Annotated in this window: 24 protein-coding genes; 15 read left to right on the top strand and 9 right to left on the bottom strand. The window is 69.6% G+C overall.

All coding sequences use genetic code 11. The features are described 5' to 3' along the window. Positions 1-57 precede the first annotated feature (57 nt). From ON27_RS26445 to ON27_RS44920, 6 genes are all read left to right on the top strand, one after another. A complete protein-coding gene (locus ON27_RS26445; RefSeq protein WP_043733634.1) occupies positions 58-1,569 on the top strand; it encodes an ATP-dependent DNA ligase in 1,512 nt (503 codons plus the stop codon). 172 nt (positions 1,570-1,741) lie between these two features. After that, positions 1,742-2,995 (top strand): lipase family protein, encoded by a 1,254-nt coding sequence (locus ON27_RS26440; RefSeq protein ID WP_043733583.1) that lies wholly within the window; start codon positions 1,742-1,744, stop codon positions 2,993-2,995. A 90-nt stretch (positions 2,996-3,085) separates the two neighbouring features. Then, positions 3,086-4,288: an inorganic phosphate transporter gene (locus ON27_RS26435; RefSeq protein WP_043733580.1), complete on the top strand. Its 1,203-nt coding sequence runs from the start codon at positions 3,086-3,088 to the stop codon at positions 4,286-4,288. A gap of 12 nt (positions 4,289-4,300) precedes the next feature. Further along, positions 4,301-4,585 carry a hypothetical protein gene (locus ON27_RS26430; protein WP_043733578.1) on the top strand — a complete coding sequence of 95 codons (285 nt, stop codon included), beginning with the start codon at positions 4,301-4,303 and terminating at the stop codon, positions 4,583-4,585. 11 nt (positions 4,586-4,596) lie between these two features. After that, a complete protein-coding gene (locus ON27_RS44925; protein ID WP_043733575.1) occupies positions 4,597-4,932 on the top strand; it encodes a DUF3349 domain-containing protein in 336 nt (111 codons plus the stop codon). Positions 4,933-4,947: 15 nt separating this feature from the next. Then, positions 4,948-5,238, top strand: a complete 291-nt coding sequence (locus tag ON27_RS44920) for a DUF3349 domain-containing protein (RefSeq protein WP_043733572.1) — start codon at positions 4,948-4,950, stop codon at positions 5,236-5,238. Between the two features lie 44 nt (positions 5,239-5,282). Here the strand turns inward: ON27_RS44920 and ON27_RS26415 are convergent, their stop codons facing one another. Both ON27_RS26415 and ON27_RS26410 read right to left on the bottom strand, forming a co-directional pair. Next, complete coding sequence (locus ON27_RS26415; RefSeq protein ID WP_043733567.1) at positions 5,283-5,720, bottom strand: DUF4254 domain-containing protein; 438 nt, start codon at positions 5,718-5,720, stop codon at positions 5,283-5,285. 55 nt (positions 5,721-5,775) lie between these two features. Further along, positions 5,776-6,078: a hypothetical protein gene (locus tag ON27_RS26410; protein WP_043733631.1), complete on the bottom strand. Its 303-nt coding sequence runs from the start codon at positions 6,076-6,078 to the stop codon at positions 5,776-5,778. A gap of 189 nt (positions 6,079-6,267) precedes the next feature. Here ON27_RS26410 and ON27_RS26405 point away from each other — a divergent pair, with 189 nt between their 5' ends. The 3 genes from ON27_RS26405 to ON27_RS26395 are packed head-to-tail and all read left to right on the top strand — an operon-like array spanning position 6,268 to position 7,544. After that, positions 6,268-7,128, top strand: coding sequence for a helix-turn-helix domain-containing protein (locus tag ON27_RS26405; protein ID WP_043733565.1), 861 nt, complete (start codon positions 6,268-6,270; stop codon positions 7,126-7,128). Between the two features lie 9 nt (positions 7,129-7,137). Beyond that, positions 7,138-7,338 (top strand): DUF397 domain-containing protein, encoded by a 201-nt coding sequence (locus tag ON27_RS26400; protein ID WP_043733563.1) that lies wholly within the window; start codon positions 7,138-7,140, stop codon positions 7,336-7,338. A 5-nt stretch (positions 7,339-7,343) separates the two neighbouring features. Beyond that, positions 7,344-7,544: a DUF397 domain-containing protein gene (locus ON27_RS26395; RefSeq protein ID WP_043733629.1), complete on the top strand. Its 201-nt coding sequence runs from the start codon at positions 7,344-7,346 to the stop codon at positions 7,542-7,544. Between the two features lie 251 nt (positions 7,545-7,795). Here ON27_RS26395 and ON27_RS26390 read toward each other — a convergent pair whose 3' ends face one another. The 6 genes from ON27_RS26390 to ON27_RS26365 form a co-directional block, all read right to left on the bottom strand. Continuing rightward, positions 7,796-8,134, bottom strand: a complete 339-nt coding sequence (locus ON27_RS26390; protein ID WP_306306960.1) for a VOC family protein — start codon at positions 8,132-8,134, stop codon at positions 7,796-7,798. A gap of 67 nt (positions 8,135-8,201) precedes the next feature. After that, entirely contained in the window at positions 8,202-9,026 is an 825-nt protein-coding gene (locus tag ON27_RS26385; RefSeq protein WP_043733558.1) for a class II fructose-bisphosphate aldolase, read from the bottom strand. A gap of 91 nt (positions 9,027-9,117) precedes the next feature. After that, entirely contained in the window at positions 9,118-10,059 is a 942-nt protein-coding gene (locus ON27_RS26380; protein WP_280412100.1) for a hexose kinase, read from the bottom strand. Between the two features lie 8 nt (positions 10,060-10,067). Next, positions 10,068-11,228, bottom strand: coding sequence for an N-acetylglucosamine-6-phosphate deacetylase (locus ON27_RS26375; protein WP_043733553.1), 1,161 nt, complete (start codon positions 11,226-11,228; stop codon positions 10,068-10,070). After that, the gene (locus ON27_RS26370; RefSeq protein WP_083887825.1) at positions 11,225-12,280 is read right to left on the bottom strand and encodes an ROK family protein; all 1,056 of its coding nucleotides are present in this window, start codon (positions 12,278-12,280) and stop codon (positions 11,225-11,227) included. The genes ON27_RS26375 and ON27_RS26370 overlap by 4 nt, the downstream gene beginning before the upstream one ends. A 70-nt stretch (positions 12,281-12,350) precedes the next feature. Next, the gene (locus ON27_RS26365; RefSeq protein ID WP_043733549.1) at positions 12,351-13,262 is read right to left on the bottom strand and encodes an SIS domain-containing protein; all 912 of its coding nucleotides are present in this window, start codon (positions 13,260-13,262) and stop codon (positions 12,351-12,353) included. A gap of 160 nt (positions 13,263-13,422) precedes the next feature. On the opposite strand from ON27_RS26365, the gene ON27_RS26360 reads away from it, so the two are divergent. The 5 genes from ON27_RS26360 (at position 13,423) to ON27_RS26340 (ending at position 18,192) form a co-directional block, all read left to right on the top strand. After that, a complete protein-coding gene (locus ON27_RS26360; protein WP_245560156.1) occupies positions 13,423-14,673 on the top strand; it encodes an extracellular solute-binding protein in 1,251 nt (416 codons plus the stop codon). 1 nt (position 14,674) lies between these two features. After that, complete coding sequence (locus tag ON27_RS26355; RefSeq protein ID WP_043733545.1) at positions 14,675-15,556, top strand: carbohydrate ABC transporter permease; 882 nt, start codon at positions 14,675-14,677, stop codon at positions 15,554-15,556. Next, complete coding sequence (locus ON27_RS26350) at positions 15,553-16,440, top strand: carbohydrate ABC transporter permease (protein ID WP_083887824.1); 888 nt, start codon at positions 15,553-15,555, stop codon at positions 16,438-16,440. Before ON27_RS26355 ends, ON27_RS26350 begins: the two co-directional genes overlap by 4 nt. Before the next feature lie 87 nt (positions 16,441-16,527). Beyond that, on the top strand, positions 16,528-17,271 hold the full coding sequence (locus tag ON27_RS26345; RefSeq protein WP_083887823.1) for a TetR/AcrR family transcriptional regulator: 744 nt from the start codon (positions 16,528-16,530) through the stop codon (positions 17,269-17,271). Between the two features lie 129 nt (positions 17,272-17,400). Beyond that, on the top strand, positions 17,401-18,192 hold the full coding sequence (locus ON27_RS26340; protein WP_043733541.1) for a DeoR/GlpR family DNA-binding transcription regulator: 792 nt from the start codon (positions 17,401-17,403) through the stop codon (positions 18,190-18,192). 25 nt (positions 18,193-18,217) lie between these two features. Here the strand turns inward: ON27_RS26340 and pnuC are convergent, their stop codons facing one another. Continuing rightward, entirely contained in the window at positions 18,218-18,907 is a 690-nt protein-coding gene (gene pnuC / locus ON27_RS26335) for a nicotinamide riboside transporter PnuC (protein ID WP_043733539.1), read from the bottom strand. Positions 18,908-19,061: 154 nt separating this feature from the next. Between pnuC and ON27_RS26330 the strand changes: the two genes are divergently transcribed. After that, on the top strand, positions 19,062-19,865 hold the full coding sequence (locus ON27_RS26330) for an ABC transporter ATP-binding protein (RefSeq protein ID WP_043733615.1): 804 nt from the start codon (positions 19,062-19,064) through the stop codon (positions 19,863-19,865). Positions 19,866-20,017 lie beyond the last annotated feature (152 nt).

The following is a 20,017-nucleotide window of genomic DNA, read 5'->3' as shown; positions in this document are numbered from 1 at the left end:
TGATGATTAACAGCCGGTCGCGCCCCGATGTCGTACCCGGCGGCTACCGTCGGCAGAGTGTTGTTCTCGGATGTCGTCGTGGCCTCGGAGACCGTGCGCGCGACCAAGTCACGCAAGACGAAGATCGCCACGTTGGCGCGGCTGCTGACCTCGGCCGCGCCCGAGGAGCTCGCCCCGGTGGTCGCGTGGGCGTCCGGCGAGCTACCGCAGGGCCGGATCGGCACCGGATGGCGCACGCTCACCACCCTCGACATCGCTCCCGCGCCGGTGGCGACGCTGTCGGTCGCGGCGGTGCACGCCGCGCTGAGCGATCTGGCCGGCACTTCCGGCGCCGGTTCCGCCGCCCGGCGCAAGGAACTGCTCGCGGCGCTGTGGTCCGCGGCGACCGTGGACGAACAGGGCTTTCTGGTGCGCCTGCTCACCGGCGAATTACGCCAGGGCGCGCTCACCGCCGTGGTCGCCGAAGCCGTGGCGGTCGCCGCGGGCGTGCCGCCGGACCTGGTGCGCCGGGCCTACATGTTGTCGGGCCGGTTGCCGGTCACCGCCGTCGCGGCGCTGACCGGTGGCGCCGCGGCGCTCGCGGAGTTCCGGCTCGAAGTCGGCCGCCCGATCCAGCCCATGCTCGCCTCGCCCGGTGCGACGCTGGACGAGGCGCTGATCGAGTTCGAGGGCGAGGTGAGCGTCGAGCACAAATTGGACGGCGCCCGCATTCAGGTGCACCGGGACGGCGACCGGATCCGGGTGTTCACCCGGACGCTGCGGGAGATCACCGCGGGCGTGCCGGAACTCGTCGAGCTGGTCGCGGCCTTGGACTGCGCGAGCGTCGTGCTGGACGGCGAGACGCTGGCGCTCACCGACTCCGGGCGGCCACGCCCGTTCCAGGAGACCATGAGCCGCTTCGCCGAGGTGAGTTCCACCCGGGAACTGCTGCTGCACCCGTATTTCTTCGACTGCCTGCACCTGGACGGCCGCGACCTGCTCGACGCTCCGCTGTCGGAGCGGCGCGCCGCGCTGACGAAGGTGGCCGGCGCGCACGCCATTCCCGCGCTGCTGCGGCCGGACGCCGAGACGGCCGCCGAATACTTCGACGGCGCGCTGGCGGCGGGGCACGAGGGCGTCATGATCAAGTCGCTCACCGCGCCGTATGCCGCGGGCAGGCGGGGCAGGGCCTGGCAGAAGATCAAGCCGACGCACACCCTCGACCTGATCGTGCTCGGGGCGGAGTGGGGTTACGGGCGCCGCACCGGCTATCTGTCGAACTTGCACTTGGGCGCGCGTGATCCGGAGACCGGCGAGCCGGTCATGGTCGGCAAGACCTTCAAAGGGCTCACCGACGCGCTGCTGCACTGGCAGACCGCCGAATTCCCGCGCCACGAGCGCTCCCGCGATCAGCACACCGTGTATCTGTGGCCGGAACTCGTCGTCGAGATCGCCTTGGACGGCGTTCAGGTGAGCCCGCGCTACCCCGGCGGAGTCGCTTTGCGATTCGCTCGTGTGGTGCGCTACCGCCCCGACAAAGAACCCGCCCAGGCGGACACCATCGATACGGTTCGCGCGCTGCTGCCGTGAGCGTCGCCGCGATGTGAAGCGCGCCCGCTCCCGCGCGGGGCGCGTGTCGGGCGTGCCGAGCGCGTCGAGCCACTGTAAGTATGGGCAGCGCAAGGTTCCGGATGGCCGCCACAATGCACATGGTCCGGCCGGTTCGTACTTCCGGACAAGGAATCGGCGGGCGGGTGGGTTGATGCGAAATGTGCTGTGCGGGCGGTATGCCCGGCTGGTAGTGGCGTTGCTCGGCGCGTTGGCGGTTTGTGCGGTCGGTACGCCCGCGCAGGCGAATCCGATCGAGCAGTTCCTCACGCCCTCGCGCGAGTATTCGGGCATTCTGCCCACGCCGCTCAACGATCCGTTCTACGTGCCGCCGCCGGAATTCGAGAGTCTTCCTCCTGGAACGATTCTCGCCTCCCGTCCCGGAGGTACGGGGCTGACCGTGTTCCCGTTGCAGTCGACCGAACTGCTGATCCGGTCCACCGACGCCAAGGATCGTCCGGTGCCGGTGGTCGCGACGCTGCTCGTGCCGCGCGCGCCGTGGCCCGGGCCGGGACCGCGCCCGGTGCTGTCGTTCAATGCCGCGATCGACTCGCTCGGGCATCGGTGCGCACCGTCCTACGAACTCAGGACCGAGCTGTCGGCCAAGTTGTGGGCCGCCCAGATCCCGCTGGCCAAGGGCTACGCGGTGCTCGTCCCGGACCATCAGGGTCCGCGGCAGGCATACGGGGCGGGACTGATGGCCGGGCACGCGGTGCTCGACTCGATCCGCGCCGTGGTGACAGCGCCTGAGCTGGGGCTGCACCCGGACGCGCCCACGGTGGTCACCGGATACTCCGGCGGCGCGATCGCCAGCGGGTGGGCCGCCCAGCTGGCCCCGGAGTACGCGCCCGAGCTGAATCTGGTTGGCGCGGCGTTCGGCGGCGTTCCCGCCGACTTCGGCATGCTGCTGTCCACCATGAACGGCCGCAACGCCGCCTCCGGAGTCTTCTTGGCCGCGACGCTCGGGCTGGCGCGGGAATACCCCGAACTGCTCGGCCTGATGAACGACAACGGCTGGCGACTGGCCCAGATCGGCAAGGACCTGTGCATGACAGCGGAGGAGTTCGCCGGTGTCGTGGCGCCGATTCCGGTGCAGGCGCTCACACACGCCGCGGCGCCCACCGAGCTGCCGATGGTCCGGGAGATCCTGGCCGCGAATCGGCTGGGTGCGCGGGCGCCGACGATGCCGGTCTTCCTCTACCACGCCACGCACGACCCGTGGGTGCCGCTGGCCGGCGCGGAAAACCTCTACGCGGACTGGTGCGGCGGCGGGACGCCGGTGGATTTCCAGGTCTATCTCGGCGAACACTTCCTGGTGGGGCTGAGCGGCATTCCCGGCGCGAACTCCTGGATCGATGATCGGTTCGCCGGTCGGCCGGTGGCCGCGCACTGCACGCGAGTCGGCTGACCAGGGCGAACCGGGCCGGTCCAGGCCGGCCCACGTAACTTCAGGTCACCGGCGTGGCTGCGGCGATCGGGGGTGCAGCAGACTGGAGGCGTGACCGTCGAATTACTGGTTCTCCTGATCGTCATCGTCACGGCGCTCGCATTCGATTTCACGAACGGCTTCCACGACACCGCCAACGCGATGGCGACCTCGATCGCCACCGGAGCGCTCCGGCCGCGCGTGGCGGTCGCGCTCTCGGCGGTGCTGAACCTGCTCGGCGCGTTCCTGTCGGTGGCCGTGGCCGCCACCGTGGCGAAGGGGATCGTGCGGCTCGACGCCGTCGGCGGCCACGACCTGCTGGTGATCGTGTTCGCCGGTCTGGTCGGCGGGATCCTGTGGAACCTGCTCACCTGGCTGCTGGGTCTGCCGTCGAGTTCCTCGCACGCGCTGTTCGGCGGTCTGATCGGGGCGACGCTGGCCGCGCTCGGCTGGAGCGGGGTGATCTGGGCGTCCGGCTCGGAGGGCGTGCTGACCAAGATCGTTCTTCCCGCCGTGCTCGCGCCCGTCGTCGCCGCGCTGGTCTCGGCGATCGGCACCTGGCTGGTGTATCGGATCACGCGCGACGCCGAGCAGGACAAGATCACCGAAGGTTTCCGCTGGGGGCAGATCGGCTCCGCCTCCCTCGTCTCGCTGGCGCACGGCACGAACGACGCGCAGAAGACGATGGGCGTGATCTTCCTCGCGCTCGTGGCGCACGGCACGCTCACCAAGGACGACGAGCTGCCGCTGTGGGTGATGGCCGCGTGCGCCGTCGCCATCGCGGCGGGCACCTATCTCGGCGGCTGGCGGATCATCCGCACGCTGGGCAAGGGCTTGGTCGAGATCGACTCTCCGCAGGGGCTCGCGGCGGAATCCGCCTCGGCCGCGATCATCCTCACCTCGGCCCACTTCGGGCTCCCGCTGTCCACCACGCAGACCGCGACCGGCTCGATCCTCGGCACCGGCCTGGGTAAGGGCGCCGAGGTGCGCTGGGGCGTGATGGGCCGGATGGTGGTCGCCTGGCTGCTCACGCTGCCGCTGGCCGCGGCGGCCGGTGCGATCTGCTGGGTCGTCGCGCACGTCGTCGGCGGGCTGGCCGGGGTGCTCCTGGTATTCGGCCTCCTGCTCGGGCTGTCGGCGCTGATGTACCTGCGGTCGCGGCGCGATCCGGTGCACACCGGCAACGTCAACGAGTGGCCGGGCGAGCAGTCCGATCCTCCCGGCGCGAGTGATCGGGCCACGTCGGCGGACTCGAACCACTCGGCCCAGGTGTAAGGAGGCCAAGGCGTGCATACTCTCGTCACGAATCTGAACGCGCTGTGGAAAGTCACCGTGGCCGGGCTGATACTCGGAGCGGGGCTGCCGATGATCTTCGCGATCGGAGTGCGGTTCTGGTCGACGACGGTGACGACCGACGCGAGTACCGGCACGGTGCGGCGCAACTATCCCGCGCTGGCGCTCGCGCTGACGTGCTTCGTGCTGGTCGTCGTGGCCATCGTCAGCGGAATCCTGTACACGGCGAAGGCGTTTCTCGCCGCCAGATTCGGCATCCATCTGTTCGGGCAGGCGTGAGGAGTGTCAGTGTGACCGATCCAGGGAAACCCGTTTCGGCTCGGCCGAAACTGCTCGGCAAGGTGGTGGGCTGGCTGCGCTCGGGCTATCCGCAAGGTGTTCCGCGGTCGGATTACGTCGCCCTGTTCGCGGTCCTGCATCGGCACCTCACCGATTACGAGGTGGTCGCCATCGCGGAGGAACTGGTCGCGTCGAATCCGGACAGCCGGATCGGCCGCGCCGAGATCGAGCAGGCCATCGCCCGGTTCGCCATGGAGCAGCCGGACGAGCGGGACGTCGCCCGCGTCGCCTCCCGTCTGGCCGCGGGCGGCTGGCCACTGGCCGATCCGCCCGCCGATTCCGACTGACCGGAGCCGCCGCCGATGCCCCCTTTCCTGAACGCGATCATCGGCTGGCTGCGGGTCGGATACCCGGACGGCGTCCCGGACTCCGACTACATCCCGTTGCTCGCGCTGCTGCGCCGCCGCCTGTCCGACGAGGAGGTGGCCCGGATCGCCGCCGCGCTCACCGGCTCCGGCGGGACGGACATCGGTGCGACCGACATCCAGGTGATGATCACCAAGATCACCAACGCCATGCCGTCCGAAGCCGACGTGGCCCGAGTGCGCGCCCGGGTCGAGGCCAACGCCTGGCCGGACCTGGATGAGGCGTGAGTCGCCGGTGCATGCGATGGCCGCTCGGGGCTGGACGGCGCGGGTCAGGGCTGTTCGCGCGGGCCGCTGAGATACGGCAGGCGGCGCAGGCCCGCCGCGACCTCGTAGGCGAGATCCTCGTAGCCGAGCGCGAGTTCGGCGAGGCGCTCCCAAGCGTTGTGCACCGCCCATTCCGGTGCGCCGGAGAGGATTTCGTATGCGCAGGCGGAGAACTGGGCGAGACGGTCGACCACCATGCCTACGGTTTCGGTGTGCATGTGCGCGCCGCCGTGCGGCAGGGGCGCCTGGGTGGCGACCCAGCGGTCGATGGCGAGCACGAGCCGGGCGCGATGTCGGTCGATGTCGGCCGTGCCCAGTGCGCAGCGCAGACGGCGCTTGTGCAGATCCGCGAGTAGGTGGGCGGACTCCAGGATCGGGTGGGCGCGGCGCGGCGCGGTACGGCAGGCGTGCAGGACGAGCTCTTTGGTCGGCAGTGGCTCCACTGCGAAAACCCCCTGGATCGAATGGTCGCGCCGGGCGTCACGCGAGACGCGAGGATCATCGACGATGCCGCCCGCCCGGACGCGGCAATCGGTACCGATCGCGCATCGGCCTGGTGTCCCACGGTGATTCGAGGACGACGAGGCCGACAGCCTCCAGCGCCGTGAGCCCGAACCGGCCCACCAGCTCCTCCGTCAGTGAAACCAGCTCCGCCGCTTGGATCGCCGCCGTCGCCTGCTCTGTGGACACCATCCGGCCGCGCAGGAAGGACACCACCCACGTGTCGTCACTGACCCGCCGCGCCTGATGCGGCGTCCGATCGCTCACGATCCAATTCCGGTCGACGACATGCACGGACATCAGAACCCCCTCCATCCCCACCGAGCGGGTTCGCGCGAAGCCCCCCACCTGTGATGCGCAACACAGGAAGCGTAGGGACGGAGTGCTGGAGAAGTCAAGTTGACCAGTCAATTTGACAAACTCGGCGCGGCGTGGATGCGGGTACGGTCATCTGCACGCACAGCCGGAGCCGGAAGGATTCATCGGACGATGGCACCACTCTCGCCCACGGTCGCGCGCTGGGAGCTCATGCTCCGAATCAAGCGCCGCCGCACCGAGTTCGACGTCTCCGCGTCGGTCATCGCCAAGGAACTCGGGTTCACGCTGTCGTACTGGTCGAAGGTGGAGAAAGAACGCGTCCTGGCCGAGGACAAGCTGCGGAATCTCATGAGCCTGCTGGAATTCGACCCGGACGAGCGTGCGGAGATGCTGCGCCTGCGGGAGATCGCCAAGCGACGCGGATGGTGGTCGGAGTACGCGGGGCTGCTGTCGGAGGAGGTGATGCGCCTTTATGGATTGGAGCACGGGGCGCGAAACGTCCGGAGTTACACGAGTATCTTGATCCCCGGTCTACTGCAGACCGAGGACTACGCGCGGGCCGTGATCGCCAACGATCGGGCGAGAGTTCGGCAAGTGGAGATCGATCGGTGGGTCGAGGTGCGCATGCGGCGTCAGCAGCGGCTCACCGGATCAGAGCCGCTACAGCTCACCGCGATCGTCAACGAGGCCGCGCTGACCCAGCGCACCGGGGGTGTGACGATCCTGAAAGATCAGCTCCGCCATCTTTTGTCGATCACCGCGACGCACGCCGACACGGTCGATGTTCGGGTCGTACCGTTCGAAGCCCCAGGCGGTGTGTTGCTCACCGGCGCGTCATTCCATCTCCTCGGGTTCGGTAGCGAACTCCTACCCGACGTGGCGTGGACCGAGACGCTGGTCCATCTCGGAGTGATCGAAGAAAGCGAACCGGTGCGTCACCTCGGAACCATGTTCGCAACCACTCTCGCCGAGCACGCGCTCCCGCGGAACGAGTCGATGACGTTGATCGAACGCAGCCTCGCCGCGCTGTAGCGTTATCGCATGGAGAGCGCGACCGGCTGGTTCAAATCGTCCTATTCCAGCGACAGCCAGGCATGCGTAGAGGTGTGTTTCGACGGCGGCCGTGTGCTGGTCCGCGACAGCAAGTTCCAGGGTTCGCCGGACGCCTCGCCCGTGCTCGCGTTCACGCCGACCCAGTGGGCGGCATTCACATCGGCGATCCGCGCCGACGCGGTAGCGTGACCGGCATGGGGAGCGCGACCGGCTGGTTCAAGTCGTCACATTCCAACGACAGCACCGCTTGCGTCGAAGTCTGCTTCGACGGCGGCCGTGTGCTGGTCCGCGACAGCAAGTTCCAGGGTTCGCCGGACGCCTCGCCCGTGCTCGCGTTCACGCCGACCCAGTGGGAAGCGCTCACCACGGCGATCCGCGCCGCCGAAATCGCCTGACCGGCAAGCCCCGAGCGCACGGCTCCCAGCTGACTCTCAGGTTCACTACACCCAGCACTCAGCTCTATCCGGAAGAGTGTCCCCGTCGGTGCGAAGCGATTCATCGACAGCACAACCGGTGGACAACTGCCCTGCCCACCACAAACGGCCGGCGGCGCGTAAACCCTCGCACGCGCCGCCGGCCGAACGCTTTCCCCTGCATTGCGCCTGGCTGCGTTGATCGCGAGTGACCTTCAGGTCGCGCGTGTCGGTCAGCTGCCGGATTCGATGCAGAATTCGTTGCCTTCCGGGTCGCGCAGGGTCACCCAGCCGAGGCCGTCGGGGGTTCGGTGGTCCTCGTGCAGGGTGGCGCCGAGGGTCAGCACGCGATCGACTTCCTCGTCGCGGGTGCCCGTGGTGGGCATCCAGTCGAGGTGGACGCGGTTCTTCACCGTCTTCGTCTCGGGTACTCGGATGAACAGCAGACCGGGTGTTCCATCCGGTGCTTCCAGGACGGCATAGTCGGGGGCGTCCGTTTCCGTCACCGGCCATCCGGTGACCGCGCTCCAGAACGACGCGAGGCCGGCGGGATCGCGACAGTCGACCGTCACGTGCCGAATGATCATCGCACCAGCTAATCACTCGGTCCGGCTTCGTGGTGCCACCTCCTGCGGCTGGTCAGGCGAGGAGGTGAAGGAAGTGTTCGACTTCCGCCTGGATGGCGGCGCGGGCGGGCGTCAGGTATTTGCGCGGATCGGAGAGGCGGGGGTCGTTCGTCAGGCACCTGCGGATGGCGGTCGTCATCCGGATGTTGAGGCGGGTGGCGATGTTGATCTTCGTCATGCCGTGCTCGACGGCCGCGCGCAAACCTTGATCGGGGACGCCGGAGGAGCCGTGCAGCACCAAGGGGACCGGGACTTTCGCGGCCAAGTGGCCGATCAGGTCGTTGTCGAGTTCGGCGGTGCGGGTATGCATGGCGTGCGAAGAACCGACGGCTACCGCCAGCGCGTCGACTCCGGTCGCGGCCACGAATTCGACCGCCTCGTGGGGATCGGTGCGCGCGCCCGGTGCGTGCGCGCCGTCCTTGCCGCCCACCTCGCCGAGTTCGGCTTCGATGTGCACCCCGCGCTCGTGGCACCAAGCGGTGATCGCGGCGGTGGCGGCGACGTTGTCGGCGTAATCGAGGGCGGAGCCGTCGTACATCACCGAGCGGATGCCCAGATCGACCGCGGTGTGGATCAACGCGGCGCTGGTGGCATGGTCGAGATGGACCGCGACGGCGGCGTCGCTGTCGGCGGCGATGCGCAGGCAGGCGAGGGCGATCGGGGCGATGCCACGGCGATGGATCGCGGTGTTCTCCGACAGTTGCAGGACCACCGGGCGCTCGGCTGATTCCGCGGCCGCCACGATCGCCTCGGCGTGCTCGAGGGTGATCACGTTGAACGCGCCGAGTCCGCCGGGACGGGCTGCGGCGATCAGCTCCGGGATCGAGATCAGCGGCATAGGAGGCGCTTTCGCTCGGCGGTGCGGCCGGTCGGCGCCTGCGAATCGGTCCGGTGCGGGCCGCGCCGAGGCTCGGTGCGCTGGGCGACAGTCATGAGGAAGCCTTCTGCGGTGTGGGCAAGTCCAGTTCTCGAACGCGGACCGTGGGGGCGAGGCGGGTGCGCAGACCGCGGTCGATCTCACCGGCCACCGGAACGACCACGGCGGCCGCCGACGTCGCGACCGTGTCGGTGAGCAGGGCGGGCCAGTCGGTGCGCGGTTCGGACGACAGGGCGGCGATCACCGCGGCCACCGCGGCATCGCCCGCGCCGGTGGGGTTTCCGGCGAGCGGTTCGGGCAGCACCGCCGACCAGGCGCCGTCGGCGGTCACCGCGGTGATTCCCTCGTGGCTGCGCGTCGCGATCACGGCGCGCACACCGTTGTCGATCAGCGGCTGCGCGACGGCGACGATCTCGTCGGCGGTCGCGGGCTCCGCGCCGGTGAGGCGCTGGAGTTCGGCCTCGTTCGGCGTGAGCACGATGCCCGGCACCTGGGCGGCCAACCGCAGCGCCTCGCCGTCGACGTCACAGACGGTCGGCACGTCGGCCGCGATCGCGGTGCGCGCGATCTCGGCGGGCAGTGAAGGTTCGATGCCGCCCGGAAGCGATCCGGAGATGACCAGACCGGCGATATCGGGCAGCAGGCCGGCCACCCGCACCGCCAATTGCTCGGCGGCATGCGGATTGGAGACGCGGGCGCCCGGCTCCCACAGCGCGGTGGCCGTGCCGTCCTCGGATTCGCTGATCACCACCGTGCGGCGCACCCAGGGCAGCGCGTGCACGAAGTCGACCGGCATCTCCAATTCGGCGGCGGCGGCGAAGGCGTGGTCGGAGAACCCGGTGGCCCTGGCGTATTTGCCGAGCTGGTTCAACACCCGGGTCACGTTGATGCCCTTGCCGCCGATGCGCTGCTCCACCGAACGGACCCGATGGGCCTGCCCGCGCTCGAAGCGTTCGACGCGATAGGTCATGTCGTACGCGGGATTCATTGTCACGGTGAGAATCACCTCAACCACTGTCCACGTCTGAGCACCCCGCGCAAGTGGAGATTGTCACTGGCTGTCAATATGTCGGCGAAATGACCGGGCCGCAGGTCACCGACGCCGGTGAGCCCGAGTGCGGCGGCTGGGACCGAGGTGGCCGCGAGCACCGCGGCCCGCAGCGGGACACCGGATTCGCGCACGGCGCGCGCCAGGCACTCCAGCAGGGTGCTCACGCCGCCCGCGATCGAGCCGTCGGCGATCCGTGCCACCCCGTCGCGCACCGTCACCGGTTGCGGGCCGAGCCGGTATTCGCCGTCGCCGAGCCCCGCCGCCTGCATGGCATCGGTGACCAGCGCGACGCGGCCCGGCGCGGTGGCGAACACCAGCGCGGCGAAGCCCGGATCGACGTGGACGCCGTCGCTGATCAGCTCCACGATCGCGTCCCCGGCAGCGGCGGCCACCAGCGCCGCGGCGACCGGGCCGGGCTGCCGGTGGTGCAGCGGCGGCATGCCGTTCGCCAAGTGCGTCACCAGGCTGCCCGAACCCCGCGGCAGCAGGGAATCGCGGAAGGACGCGTAATCGGTGTCGCTGTGGCCGAGGGCGACCACCACGCCGTTGTCGACCAGCCGCCGCGCGACCGCCGCGTAGCCGGGAAGCTCCGGCGCGAGCGTCATCGCGCGCAGGTGCGCGCCTCCCGCGCCGAGCAGTTGGTCGGTGAGCCCGAGATCGGGGTCACGCAGGAAGCGCGGGTCCTGCGCGCCGCACCGCGCTCGCGCCAGGAACGGCCCCTCGACATGGATGCCGCCGAGCACGCCTTCCTCGGCGAGTTCGCGCAGGACCGCGGTCTGCGCCACCATCTCCGCGGCGGGACCGGTGACCACGCTGGCCACCACCGTGGTCGAGCCGTGCGCATGATGCGATCGCGCCGCCTGCCGCGCGTGCGCGCCGTCCACGGTGTCGAACCGATGACCGAACCCGCCGTGATTGTGAATATCCACAAGCCCCGGCAGCACGGTGCCAGAAAATGGCGGCTCAGGTAAACCGGGATGCGCCGCACGCCATTGCGCGAACGACCGAACCGCCTCGATCCAGTCTCCGGACACCATCACCACCCCGTCGTCCAACGCGACGCTCGCGGAGACGATGCGCCCCCGGATCAGCAGGTCGGTGGGTACGGTCATGTCAGTGCCCCTCGGCGAGCGAACAGCGCGGCGCCCGCCAGGCCCGCGCGGGCGCCGAAACGGCCGAGCACCACTCGGGGCGCGGGGACCAGGCGCAGGCGGGCGGCCAGGGCTCGGTGCAGGGGGTCGGTGAGCGCAGCTCCCGCTCCGGCCAGTCCGCCGCCGAGCACGATCAGTTCCGGGCAGGCCGCGTGCACGATGCCGACCAGCCCGTCGGCGAGGGCGTCGACCGCGTCCTCGACCACGGCCGCCGCGTCGGGATCGCCGGGTACGAGTGCGAAGACCTCGGCCGCGCCGTCGATCTCGCGCCCGGTGCGGCGGGTGTAGGCCCGCGCGATGGCCGCGCCCGAGGCGACCGTCTCGACGCAGCCGGTGTTGCCGCAGGGACAGGGCAATCCGCCCACGCGCCGCACGGGGATGTGCCCGTACTCGCCGACCTGCCCGTAACCGCTGCGAACCAACTTCCCGCCGACCGACAGGGTCCCCGAGACGCCGGTGCCGAGAATGACGACGCACACGTTGTCGTAACCCTGTCCCGCGCCGTACCGCCATTCCGCCCAACCAGCCACGGCGACATCGTGTTCGATCAGCGTCGGCACACCCCAGCGGTGGGTGAAGCGGTCGCCGACCGGCACGTCCCGCCAACCGACATTGCTGCTGAACACCGCGATCGACCGGGCGGTGTCGACGATGCCGGGCAGCACCACGGCCGCGCGGCGCACGCGACGGCGGCCGGATTCCGGCAGTTCGGCGAGCAATCGTTCACCCAGCTCGCCCATCGCGTCGAAAGCCGCAGGCCCGCTCGGCGTGGCGACCGCGCCCATCGTCAGCGCCGTGCCCCCCGCGTCGGTGACCGAGCCTTTGATGGTGGTTCCGCCGACATCCATGCCGAGGACGAGCGCGTCGTCCGGCAGCGCCGCGGCGGCGGGCGCGGCCGACGGCCGGCCGGTGGAACCCTGGCGCGCGGCCGGGAGGTCGTCGCGATGCGCGCAGTCCGTCCCCCCGGTTCGCGGACCGGAACCCGGCGACGTCCGCGGCTGTTCGATTCCCATCCTCGGCACAGTAGCTCCTGGCGACTCCCGCGCCGGTGCACCCGTGGCCTGCGGTGATGTCACGCCTCGCTCACGAGTTCAGGACCACGGAGCGATTCAGGCCGCGCGGGTGGTCGGGGTCGAGCCCCAGATCGGCGGAACGCAGCAGGCAGAGCCGGTGCACCCGGAGCAGATCCGCCATCGGGTCGATGTCGCGGTGTTCCAGATGCGCTCCGGTGGCGGCCACGTCGGCGGCGAAATCCGGCTCCAGCGGTCCGAAGGCCCAGACCGCGCGGCCGGGCGCCGAGATGGTGATCGGCCCGTGGCGGTACTCGGTGGCCGGATACGCCTCGGTCCAGGACCGGCAGGATTCGCGCAGCTTGAGCGCGGCCTCGTCGGCGATGGCCGCGGCGAATCCCATGCCGACGAAGCTGATCTGGTCGGCGCCGCGCACCGCGGCCAGCGACTCGGCGGGGTCCTCGGCGAGTGCCGCGCGCGCCTGGGCGATCACCGGGGCCAGGTCTTCGCCCAGATGGCTGCGCAGGATGGCCAAGGTCGTGGTCGCGAAGCGGGTCTGCACCACCGACCGCTCGTCGACTTGGTCGATGAGAATCGGATCGCCCAGCTCGAGAACGGGGGTGCCGGGGCTGGAACAGATCACCGCGCGCGGCGTCCGCGCCGGGATCGCTCGCATGGCACGCACCACTTCGGTGGTCGTGCCGGAGCGGCAGATCACCAGGTAGCGGTCGTATCCGCGCTCGCGGACCGCGCTGGCGGGCCAGGCGTCGGTGATCCCGAGACCGGCGTCCTCGCGCAGCGCCGCGATCGCGCGGGACATGAAATACGACGTGCCGCAGCCGATCACGGCTACCCGCTCGCCCGGCCTCGGCAGTGCGGCGAGATGGTCGGCGGCGACGGTCGCCGCACGCGTCCAGTCGTCGGGCTGGGTGGCCACCTCGGTGGCCAAGTGCGGTTCCGGCGTGTGGTCGACAGGCGTTGGCACCGGGACAGCTAAACCTCCCGTGATCGTTCATGTCAAATAAACAAGCAAATCGGTCACGAATGATCACCATTCGGGCTACATTCGGGTGCACGGACGGTGCGTCCTCCCATCATCGGCGCCTGCGCTGGCGCGGGGTGGGTAAATCTGAAAGGTTCTGCTCGTGAAAAGACCCTTCCACCGCGTGCTCGCCGGCGTCGCGATGGTCACCGGCGTCGCGCTGGCCCTCTCGTCCTGCGGGTTCGGTCCGAAGAATGCCGCGGACTCCGATACCACGATCAATTTCCTCGCCCCGGTCTACAGCGACGGCGCCACGGGCACCAAGGCGCTGTGGGAAGGCATCGTCGCCGAGTTCGAGAAGCAGAATCCGGGGATCAGCGTCACCGTGCAGATGGAGTCGTGGAACTCGATCAACGACGTGGTGCGCACCAAACTGCAGTCGCAGTCGACCACCCCGGACATCCTGAACATCGACGCCTACGCGGGCTTCGCGAGCGACGGCCTGCTCTACCCGGCGACCGAGATCGTCTCCGCGCCGGTGCTGGCCGACATCCAGCCCGTCTTCGCGCAGAACGCGGCGCTGAACGGCACCCAGTACGCGCTGCCGCTGTTCGCCTCCACCCGCACCCTGTTCTACAACACCGAACTGTTCGAGCGAGCGGGCATAGCCCGACCGCCGAAGAACTGGGCCGAGCTGACCGACGCGGCGAAGAAGATCCAGGCGCTCGGCGGCGGCGTCTCCGGATACGGCCTGCCGCTGGGCAGCGAGGAAGCGCAGGGCGAAACCTCCATCTGGACCTTCGGCGCGGGCGGCTCCTGGGCCGACGGTGACCGGATCACCGTGGACACCCCGCAGAATCTGGAGGGGGTGCGGGCCATGCGTGATCTCATCGATGCCGGTGCCACGCAGCCCAATCCGGGCGCGACCGACCGCAAGGACGTGATCAACGCCTTCATCCAGGGCAAGATCGGCATGATCGAGGGACTGCCGCCCACCATCGCCCAGATCCTCGCCAAGAACCCGGGCCTGCGCTACGCGACCGCGCCCTCGCCGACCAAGACCGGCTCGCCGGTCACCCTCGGCGTGGCCGATCACCTGATGGCGTTCAAGAAGGACGGCGCCAAGGCGGAGTCGATCAAGAAGTTCCTCGACTACTTCTACTCCGCCGCGGTGTACGCGAACTTCGTCCAGCACGAGGGCTTCATCCCGATCACGCACAGTGCCGCGACGGCGCTCGCCGAGGACCCGGTCACCAAAGCGTTCGCCGCCACGCTGCCGGTGGCGCGGTTCTACCCGAGCAACAACCCGAAGTGGGCCGCGGCGCAGGGCGCCATCCGCCAGCAGATGGGCACCATCGGGCAGGGCGCGGACCCGGCGCAGGTGTTGCGCCGCATCCAGGAAGCCGCGAACTAGCGTGCGGCGCAGGGGAGTACTGGCGGCGTTGCCGTGGATCGGACCCTCGCTGGTCCTGATCGCGGCCATCGTCGCCTTCCCGGCCTGCTACATGGTGTGGACCAGCACCAGGGATCTCAGCGCCTACGGCCAGGACCGGGGCAACGCCGGACTGGCCAACTACCGCACCCTGTTCGGGATCTCCGAACTCGGCTCGGTGCTGGTCCACACCGTGGTCTGGGTGGCAGGCGTCGTGCTGCTCACTCTGGTGCTGTCCGCGGCGCTGGCGCAGTTCCTGCACAAGGACTTCCCCGGACGCACCGCGGTGCGACTGGCGATCCTGGTGCCCTGGGCGGCGTCTGTGGTGATGACGACGACGATCTTCTACTACATGCTCGATCCGGACGTGGGCATCGCCAATCGGTTGCTGGTGGACATCGGCCTGCTCGACCGTGGCTACGGCTTCACCAAACAGCCGACGCAGGCGTTCCTCGTGGCGATGGGCGTCGCGGTGTTCGTCTCGGTGCCGTTCACCACCTACACGATCCTGGCGGGGCTGCAGTCCATTCCGGCCGAGATCGATGAGGCGGGGCGCGTCGACGGCGCGGGCGCGTGGCAGCGCTACCGCTATCTCACCTTGCCGCAGCTGCGTCCGGCGATCGCGGTGGCGACCATCATCAACATCATCAACGTGTTCAACTCGCTGCCGATCCTGCAGGTGATCACCGGCAGCATCGCCGGGTTCGCCGCGGACACCACGACGACGCTCACGTTCAAGCTGATCCGGCAGAACCAGCAGGTCGACACCGCCGCCGCGATGAGCGTGCTGAACTTCGCGCTGATCGTCGTCATCATCGCGATCTACGTGCGGCTGGTCCGCCCGACCCGGGAGGTCGACCGATGACGGCGCGGGCCGCAACCCGCGAACAGGTCGGCCCGGCCGCCGCGCCGTCGTCCACCCGCGCCGGACGGCGGCGCTGGGAGCTCACCGCGGTCGGCGTACTGCTCGCCGCGGTGTTCCTGCTGCCGTTCGTCGTGATGGTGCTCGGTTCGTTGAAGAGCAGGGCCGAGATCCTGCGCATTCCGCCGACGTATCTGCCGCAGACCTGGCACCCGGACAACTACGCCACGATGTGGGACACCCCGGAGACGCCGCTGCCGTTCAACCTGGCCAGCACCGTCATCATCGCGGTCTGCGCCACCGCGCTGGTGCTCGCCGTGGCGATACCGGCGGGGTACTACACGGCGCGGCACCGCTTTCCGGGGCGCGGGGCGTTTCTCGGCGTGGTGCTGGTCACCCAGATGTTGCAGCCCACCGTGCTGGTCACCGGATTGATCCGCGAGTTCTTCGTGCTCGGCGTCAACGACACCTGGTTGGCGATGATCCTGGTGAACGCGGCGTTCAACTTGTCCTTCGCGGTGTGGATCCTGCACAGCTTCTTCGCCGCGATCCCGGTGGAGATCGAGGAGGCCGCCATGCTGGACGGACTCGGCCGCTGGCAGACGCTGATCCGGGTGAGCCTGCCGCTGGTCTGGCCCGGCATCGTCACCGCGACGATCTTCGTGGTGGTGGCGTGCTGGAACGAATTCGCCGCGAGCCTGGTCGTGCTGACCACCCCGGAGAATCAGCCGCTGTCGGTGGCGCTGACCAAGTTCGTCGGCCAGTACGACACGGCGTGGCAGTACGTGTTCGCGATCTCCACCGTCGGCATCATTCCGGTGGTGCTGCTGTTCGCCGTCATCGAGAAGCGTCTGGTGGCGGGACTGACCGCGGGCGGCGTGAAATAGCCGGCGCGCGATCGAATCCGTTGCCGCTCAGGACGCGAGCGCGGTTCGGCGCGCTGCCGGACGGTTGCCGCACGGTAGCATCGAACGGTGACACTGCGGGATCACGGACCCAAGGACGGTCGCAGCTACGGCGGGCTGTCCAAGGAACAGCGGGTGGCCCAACGGCAGACCCGGTTGATCGATGCCGCCCTCGAACTATTCGGCACCCAGGGTTACGCGGCCACCTCCATCGAGCGCCTCTGCACCCTGGCGAACGTCTCCACGCGCAGCTTCTACGAGGACATGGGCAGTCGCGAGGCGCTGCTCATCGCCTTGGCGAATCGGATCACCTCCCGGGCACTGGAGTGCGCGCTCACGGCGCTGGCGGCCACCGAGAACGAGCCGCTGCCCGCGCGCGTGGTGGCGAGTTTCCGTGCGTATCTGGGCGTCACGTGCGCCGATGCCCGCTGTGCGCGGGTGTGCTACGTCGAGGTGGTCGGCGTGAGCGCCGCGGTGGAGGAGTGGCGCAGGCAGCAGCGCCGCTTGCTGTCGGCGTTGCTGATCAGCGAGGCCGAACGCGCTGTCGGCCGCGGCGAGACCGGCCCGCGGCGTTTCGATCTGTTCGCGCTGGCCGTGATCGGCGCGGTCACCTCCCTCGCCCAGGAAATGGTGCAGAGCACAGCGCCGGACACGGCGGTGGGTCTGGACGAGATCTGCGCGGAGATCGCCTATTTCGTGAATTCCGGTCTGTCCCGACCCGGCGCCGGCCCGGATGCGGAAGATCAGGCCGGGCGCGCCTGCGACACGCCGACGCTGCGGCCCAGACCGGCAGCCGAGGCCGAGCTGTCCTGACCCGGCCCGGCGTCGGACCTGGGGAATATCCATGGTCGGCGGGTGCGTGTGTTCATATTGTTCACGTGCTCGCCCAAACAGCAGGTTTCCGCACGACGTCCGCCGGGCGCGGCGAACGGGCGGTGTGAGATGACCGGACCGACGGATCGTCCGCAACGATGGAACCGGTTGCTGGAGCTGCTCGCCGAATCCGGTCGGCTCTCGGTGGAGGAGGCCGCCGAGCGGCTCGGCGTGTCCGCCGCGACGGTGCGCCGCGATTTCACCGCGCTCGCCGAACAGCAGTTGGCGACCAGAACGCACGGCGGTGTGGTGGCGACCTCGGTGGCCTACGACCTGCCCGCGCGGTACCGGCAGTCGGCGGGCGAGGCCAAGCAGCGCATCGCCGAACACGCCGCCGCGCTGGTGGACCCGCACGCGGTGGTCGGTATGAACGGCGGCACCACCACCACGGCCGTGGCCAGGGCGCTGGCCGGGCGCACCGACCTCGGAGCGACCGGTGACGAGCAGCTGACGATCGTCACCAACGCGCTGAACATCGCGGGCGAGATGGTGCTGCGGCCGCACATGCGCACCATCGTCCTGGGCGGGGTGGCGCGGCGGGAGTCCTACGAGTTGCACGGGCCGCTGGCGGAGCGGGCGCTGGCGCAATTGCGGCTCGATGATCTCGTGCTCGGCGTGAACGCGATCTCCGCCGAGGGCGGCGCCCAGTGCAGGCACATCGACGAGGCCGGGGTGACCACCGAGATGGTGCGGCGTTCCGGGCGGGTGCTGGTGGTGGCCACGGGCGACAAGCTCGAGCGCACGGCGCTGGCCCGCATCTGCGGCATCGAACAGGTCCACGTGCTGGTCACCGACGCCGACGCCGATCCGGCCGCGGTGGAGAAGATCCGAGCCGCGGGCGTGCGGGTGGACGTGGTGTAGGCACGCCGGACCGCGTTCGCGGTGGTCAGCGGGCGGCGGCCGGTTCCAGCGGCCGCGCAATCCGCGCGCCCTGCCGCATCCCGCGGGTCCAGACGACGAATCCCCACGCCACGAAGCCCGCGTAGACGAGATACAAAGCGGCTGACGGGTAGTAACCCGCCCGCACCAGCAGCGGGACGCCGACCAGGTCGACCGCGATCCAGATCAACCAGAACTCGGCCAGCCCCCTTGCCATGCCGTAGGTGGCCAGCACCGATCCGGTGAAGATCCATGCCTCGGCCCACGGACCATACGAGCCGAGCCACGCGAACAGCTGGGCGAACACCACCGTGCCCGCGAGCATCGCCGCCACCATGACGACGCGTTCGCGCCGGCCGGCCCAGCGCGGATCGACGCCGCGATGCTCGAGCCCGGTCTCGCGGGCGGCGTGCCGATACCAGCTCCACCACCCGTACAGGCTGACCGCGACGAACATCAGCTGGCGTCCGGCCTGCCCGGCCATGTCCAGCTGCTGTGGAGTGTGGAACACGCCGCCGAGGAACACGGTGAACAGCAGGGCGTTCCCGGCGATACCGACCGGCCAGGCCCATACTCGCCGTCGCATGCCGCCGATCGCGGAGGCCAGGCCGAACCCGTTGCCGATCACCTCGCGCCAGAGCATCTCCGACCCCGCGACGTGCAACTTGGCGTCCAGCAGCGTGATGACCGGGTTCACCTGTCGTGTAACCCGCGGCGGGGCATATCTCATCCGAGCGGATCGCGGCGATTCGAAATCCGCCCCGCGGCCGCGGTGCGGACCGTAACGATTGCGCAATCCGGCGACGCGAATCGCAACGCCCATGCAATGAGGTGCTCCTAGGGTGGCCCTCATGAGCACGGAGAGCGATACCGCCGGGGGGACCGGAATCCATCTCAGCGGATTGACCAAGACATTCCGGGTCGGACGGAAAACCGTGCAGGCGTTGGACAGCGTCGATCTGCACACCGAGCAGGGGGCGTTCCTCTCGCTGCTCGGCCCGTCCGGTTGTGGCAAGTCGACTGTGCTGCGCATCCTCGCCGGCTTGGAGACACCGACCGCGGGTAAGGCGCTGATCGACGGCGCGACGCCCGCCGAACTGCGCGGCCGCCACGCCCTCGGCATCGCGTTCCAGGATGCCGCGCTGCTGCCGTGGCGCTCGGCGGAGTCGAATATCAAGCTGCCGCTGCAGGTCGCGGGCATGGCCTCGGAGCAGGGCCGGATCGCCGACCTGATCCGGCTGGTCGGGCTGGAGGGTTTCGAGAAGGCCAAGCCCGCCCAGCTGTCCGGGGGTATGCGCCAGCGCGTCTCGATCGCGCGGGCGCTGGTGGTGCAGCCGACGGTGCTGCTGCTGGACGAACCGTTCGGCGCGCTCGACGACATGACCAGGCAGCGGCTCAATCTGGAGTTGCTGCGGATCTGGACCGAAAAGCCCGCGACCACGCTGATGGTGACCCACGGCATCGCGGAGGCGGTCTTTCTCTCCGATGTGGTGGCGGTCATGAGCCCGCGGCCGGGGCGGGTGCTCGAGCTGGTGGAGATCGACCTGCCGCGCCCGCGGCTGCCGGAGATGATGCGCACGCCGGAATTCCACAAGCTGCACGACTACCTGTCGGAGCTGCTGTTCGGCACCGCGGGGAAAGGAGGTGTCGCATGAGGCAAGGCGTGCGGCGCTTCGGCGGGGTGATCGGCGTGCTCGGACTGATCGCGGTGTGGTGGGCTCTCGCGGCGTTCGAGGTCGCGGGCGGCACCATCCCGACCCCTTGGCAGGTCCTGCACACCATGTACGTCGACGGATGGGACCTGTAC

Source organism: Nocardia asiatica NBRC 100129, from assembly GCF_000308415.1.
Taxonomy (GTDB): domain Bacteria; phylum Actinomycetota; class Actinomycetes; order Mycobacteriales; family Mycobacteriaceae; genus Nocardia; species Nocardia asiatica.
The sequence above is the reverse complement of the archived record's forward strand: the minus strand, read 5'-3'. Positions and strand labels throughout refer to the sequence as shown.

What these genes read in the sequence shown, in the direction of transcription:
- ON27_RS26405 (WP_043733565.1), top strand. Translation starts at nt 6,268, where the DNA reads ATGGCACCACTCTCGCCCACGGTCGCGCGCTGGGAGCTCATGCTCCGA.
- ON27_RS26400 (WP_043733563.1), top strand. Translation starts at nt 7,138, where the DNA reads ATGGAGAGCGCGACCGGCTGGTTCAAATCGTCCTATTCCAGCGACAGC.
- ON27_RS26350 (WP_083887824.1), top strand. Translation starts at nt 15,553, where the DNA reads ATGACGGCGCGGGCCGCAACCCGCGAACAGGTCGGCCCGGCCGCCGCG.
- ON27_RS44920 (WP_043733572.1), top strand. Translation starts at nt 4,948, where the DNA reads ATGCCCCCTTTCCTGAACGCGATCATCGGCTGGCTGCGGGTCGGATAC.
- ON27_RS26385 (WP_043733558.1), bottom strand. Translation starts at nt 9,026, where the DNA reads ATGCCGCTGATCTCGATCCCGGAGCTGATCGCCGCAGCCCGTCCCGGC.
- ON27_RS26395 (WP_043733629.1), top strand. Translation starts at nt 7,344, where the DNA reads ATGGGGAGCGCGACCGGCTGGTTCAAGTCGTCACATTCCAACGACAGC.
- ON27_RS26440 (WP_043733583.1), top strand. Translation starts at nt 1,742, where the DNA reads ATGCGAAATGTGCTGTGCGGGCGGTATGCCCGGCTGGTAGTGGCGTTG.
- ON27_RS26330 (WP_043733615.1), top strand. Translation starts at nt 19,062, where the DNA reads ATGAGCACGGAGAGCGATACCGCCGGGGGGACCGGAATCCATCTCAGC.
- ON27_RS26340 (WP_043733541.1), top strand. Translation starts at nt 17,401, where the DNA reads ATGACCGGACCGACGGATCGTCCGCAACGATGGAACCGGTTGCTGGAG.
- ON27_RS26370 (WP_083887825.1), bottom strand. Translation starts at nt 12,280, where the DNA reads ATGGGAATCGAACAGCCGCGGACGTCGCCGGGTTCCGGTCCGCGAACC.
- ON27_RS26410 (WP_043733631.1), bottom strand. Translation starts at nt 6,078, where the DNA reads ATGTCCGTGCATGTCGTCGACCGGAATTGGATCGTGAGCGATCGGACG.
- ON27_RS26375 (WP_043733553.1), bottom strand. Translation starts at nt 11,228, where the DNA reads ATGACCGTACCCACCGACCTGCTGATCCGGGGGCGCATCGTCTCCGCG.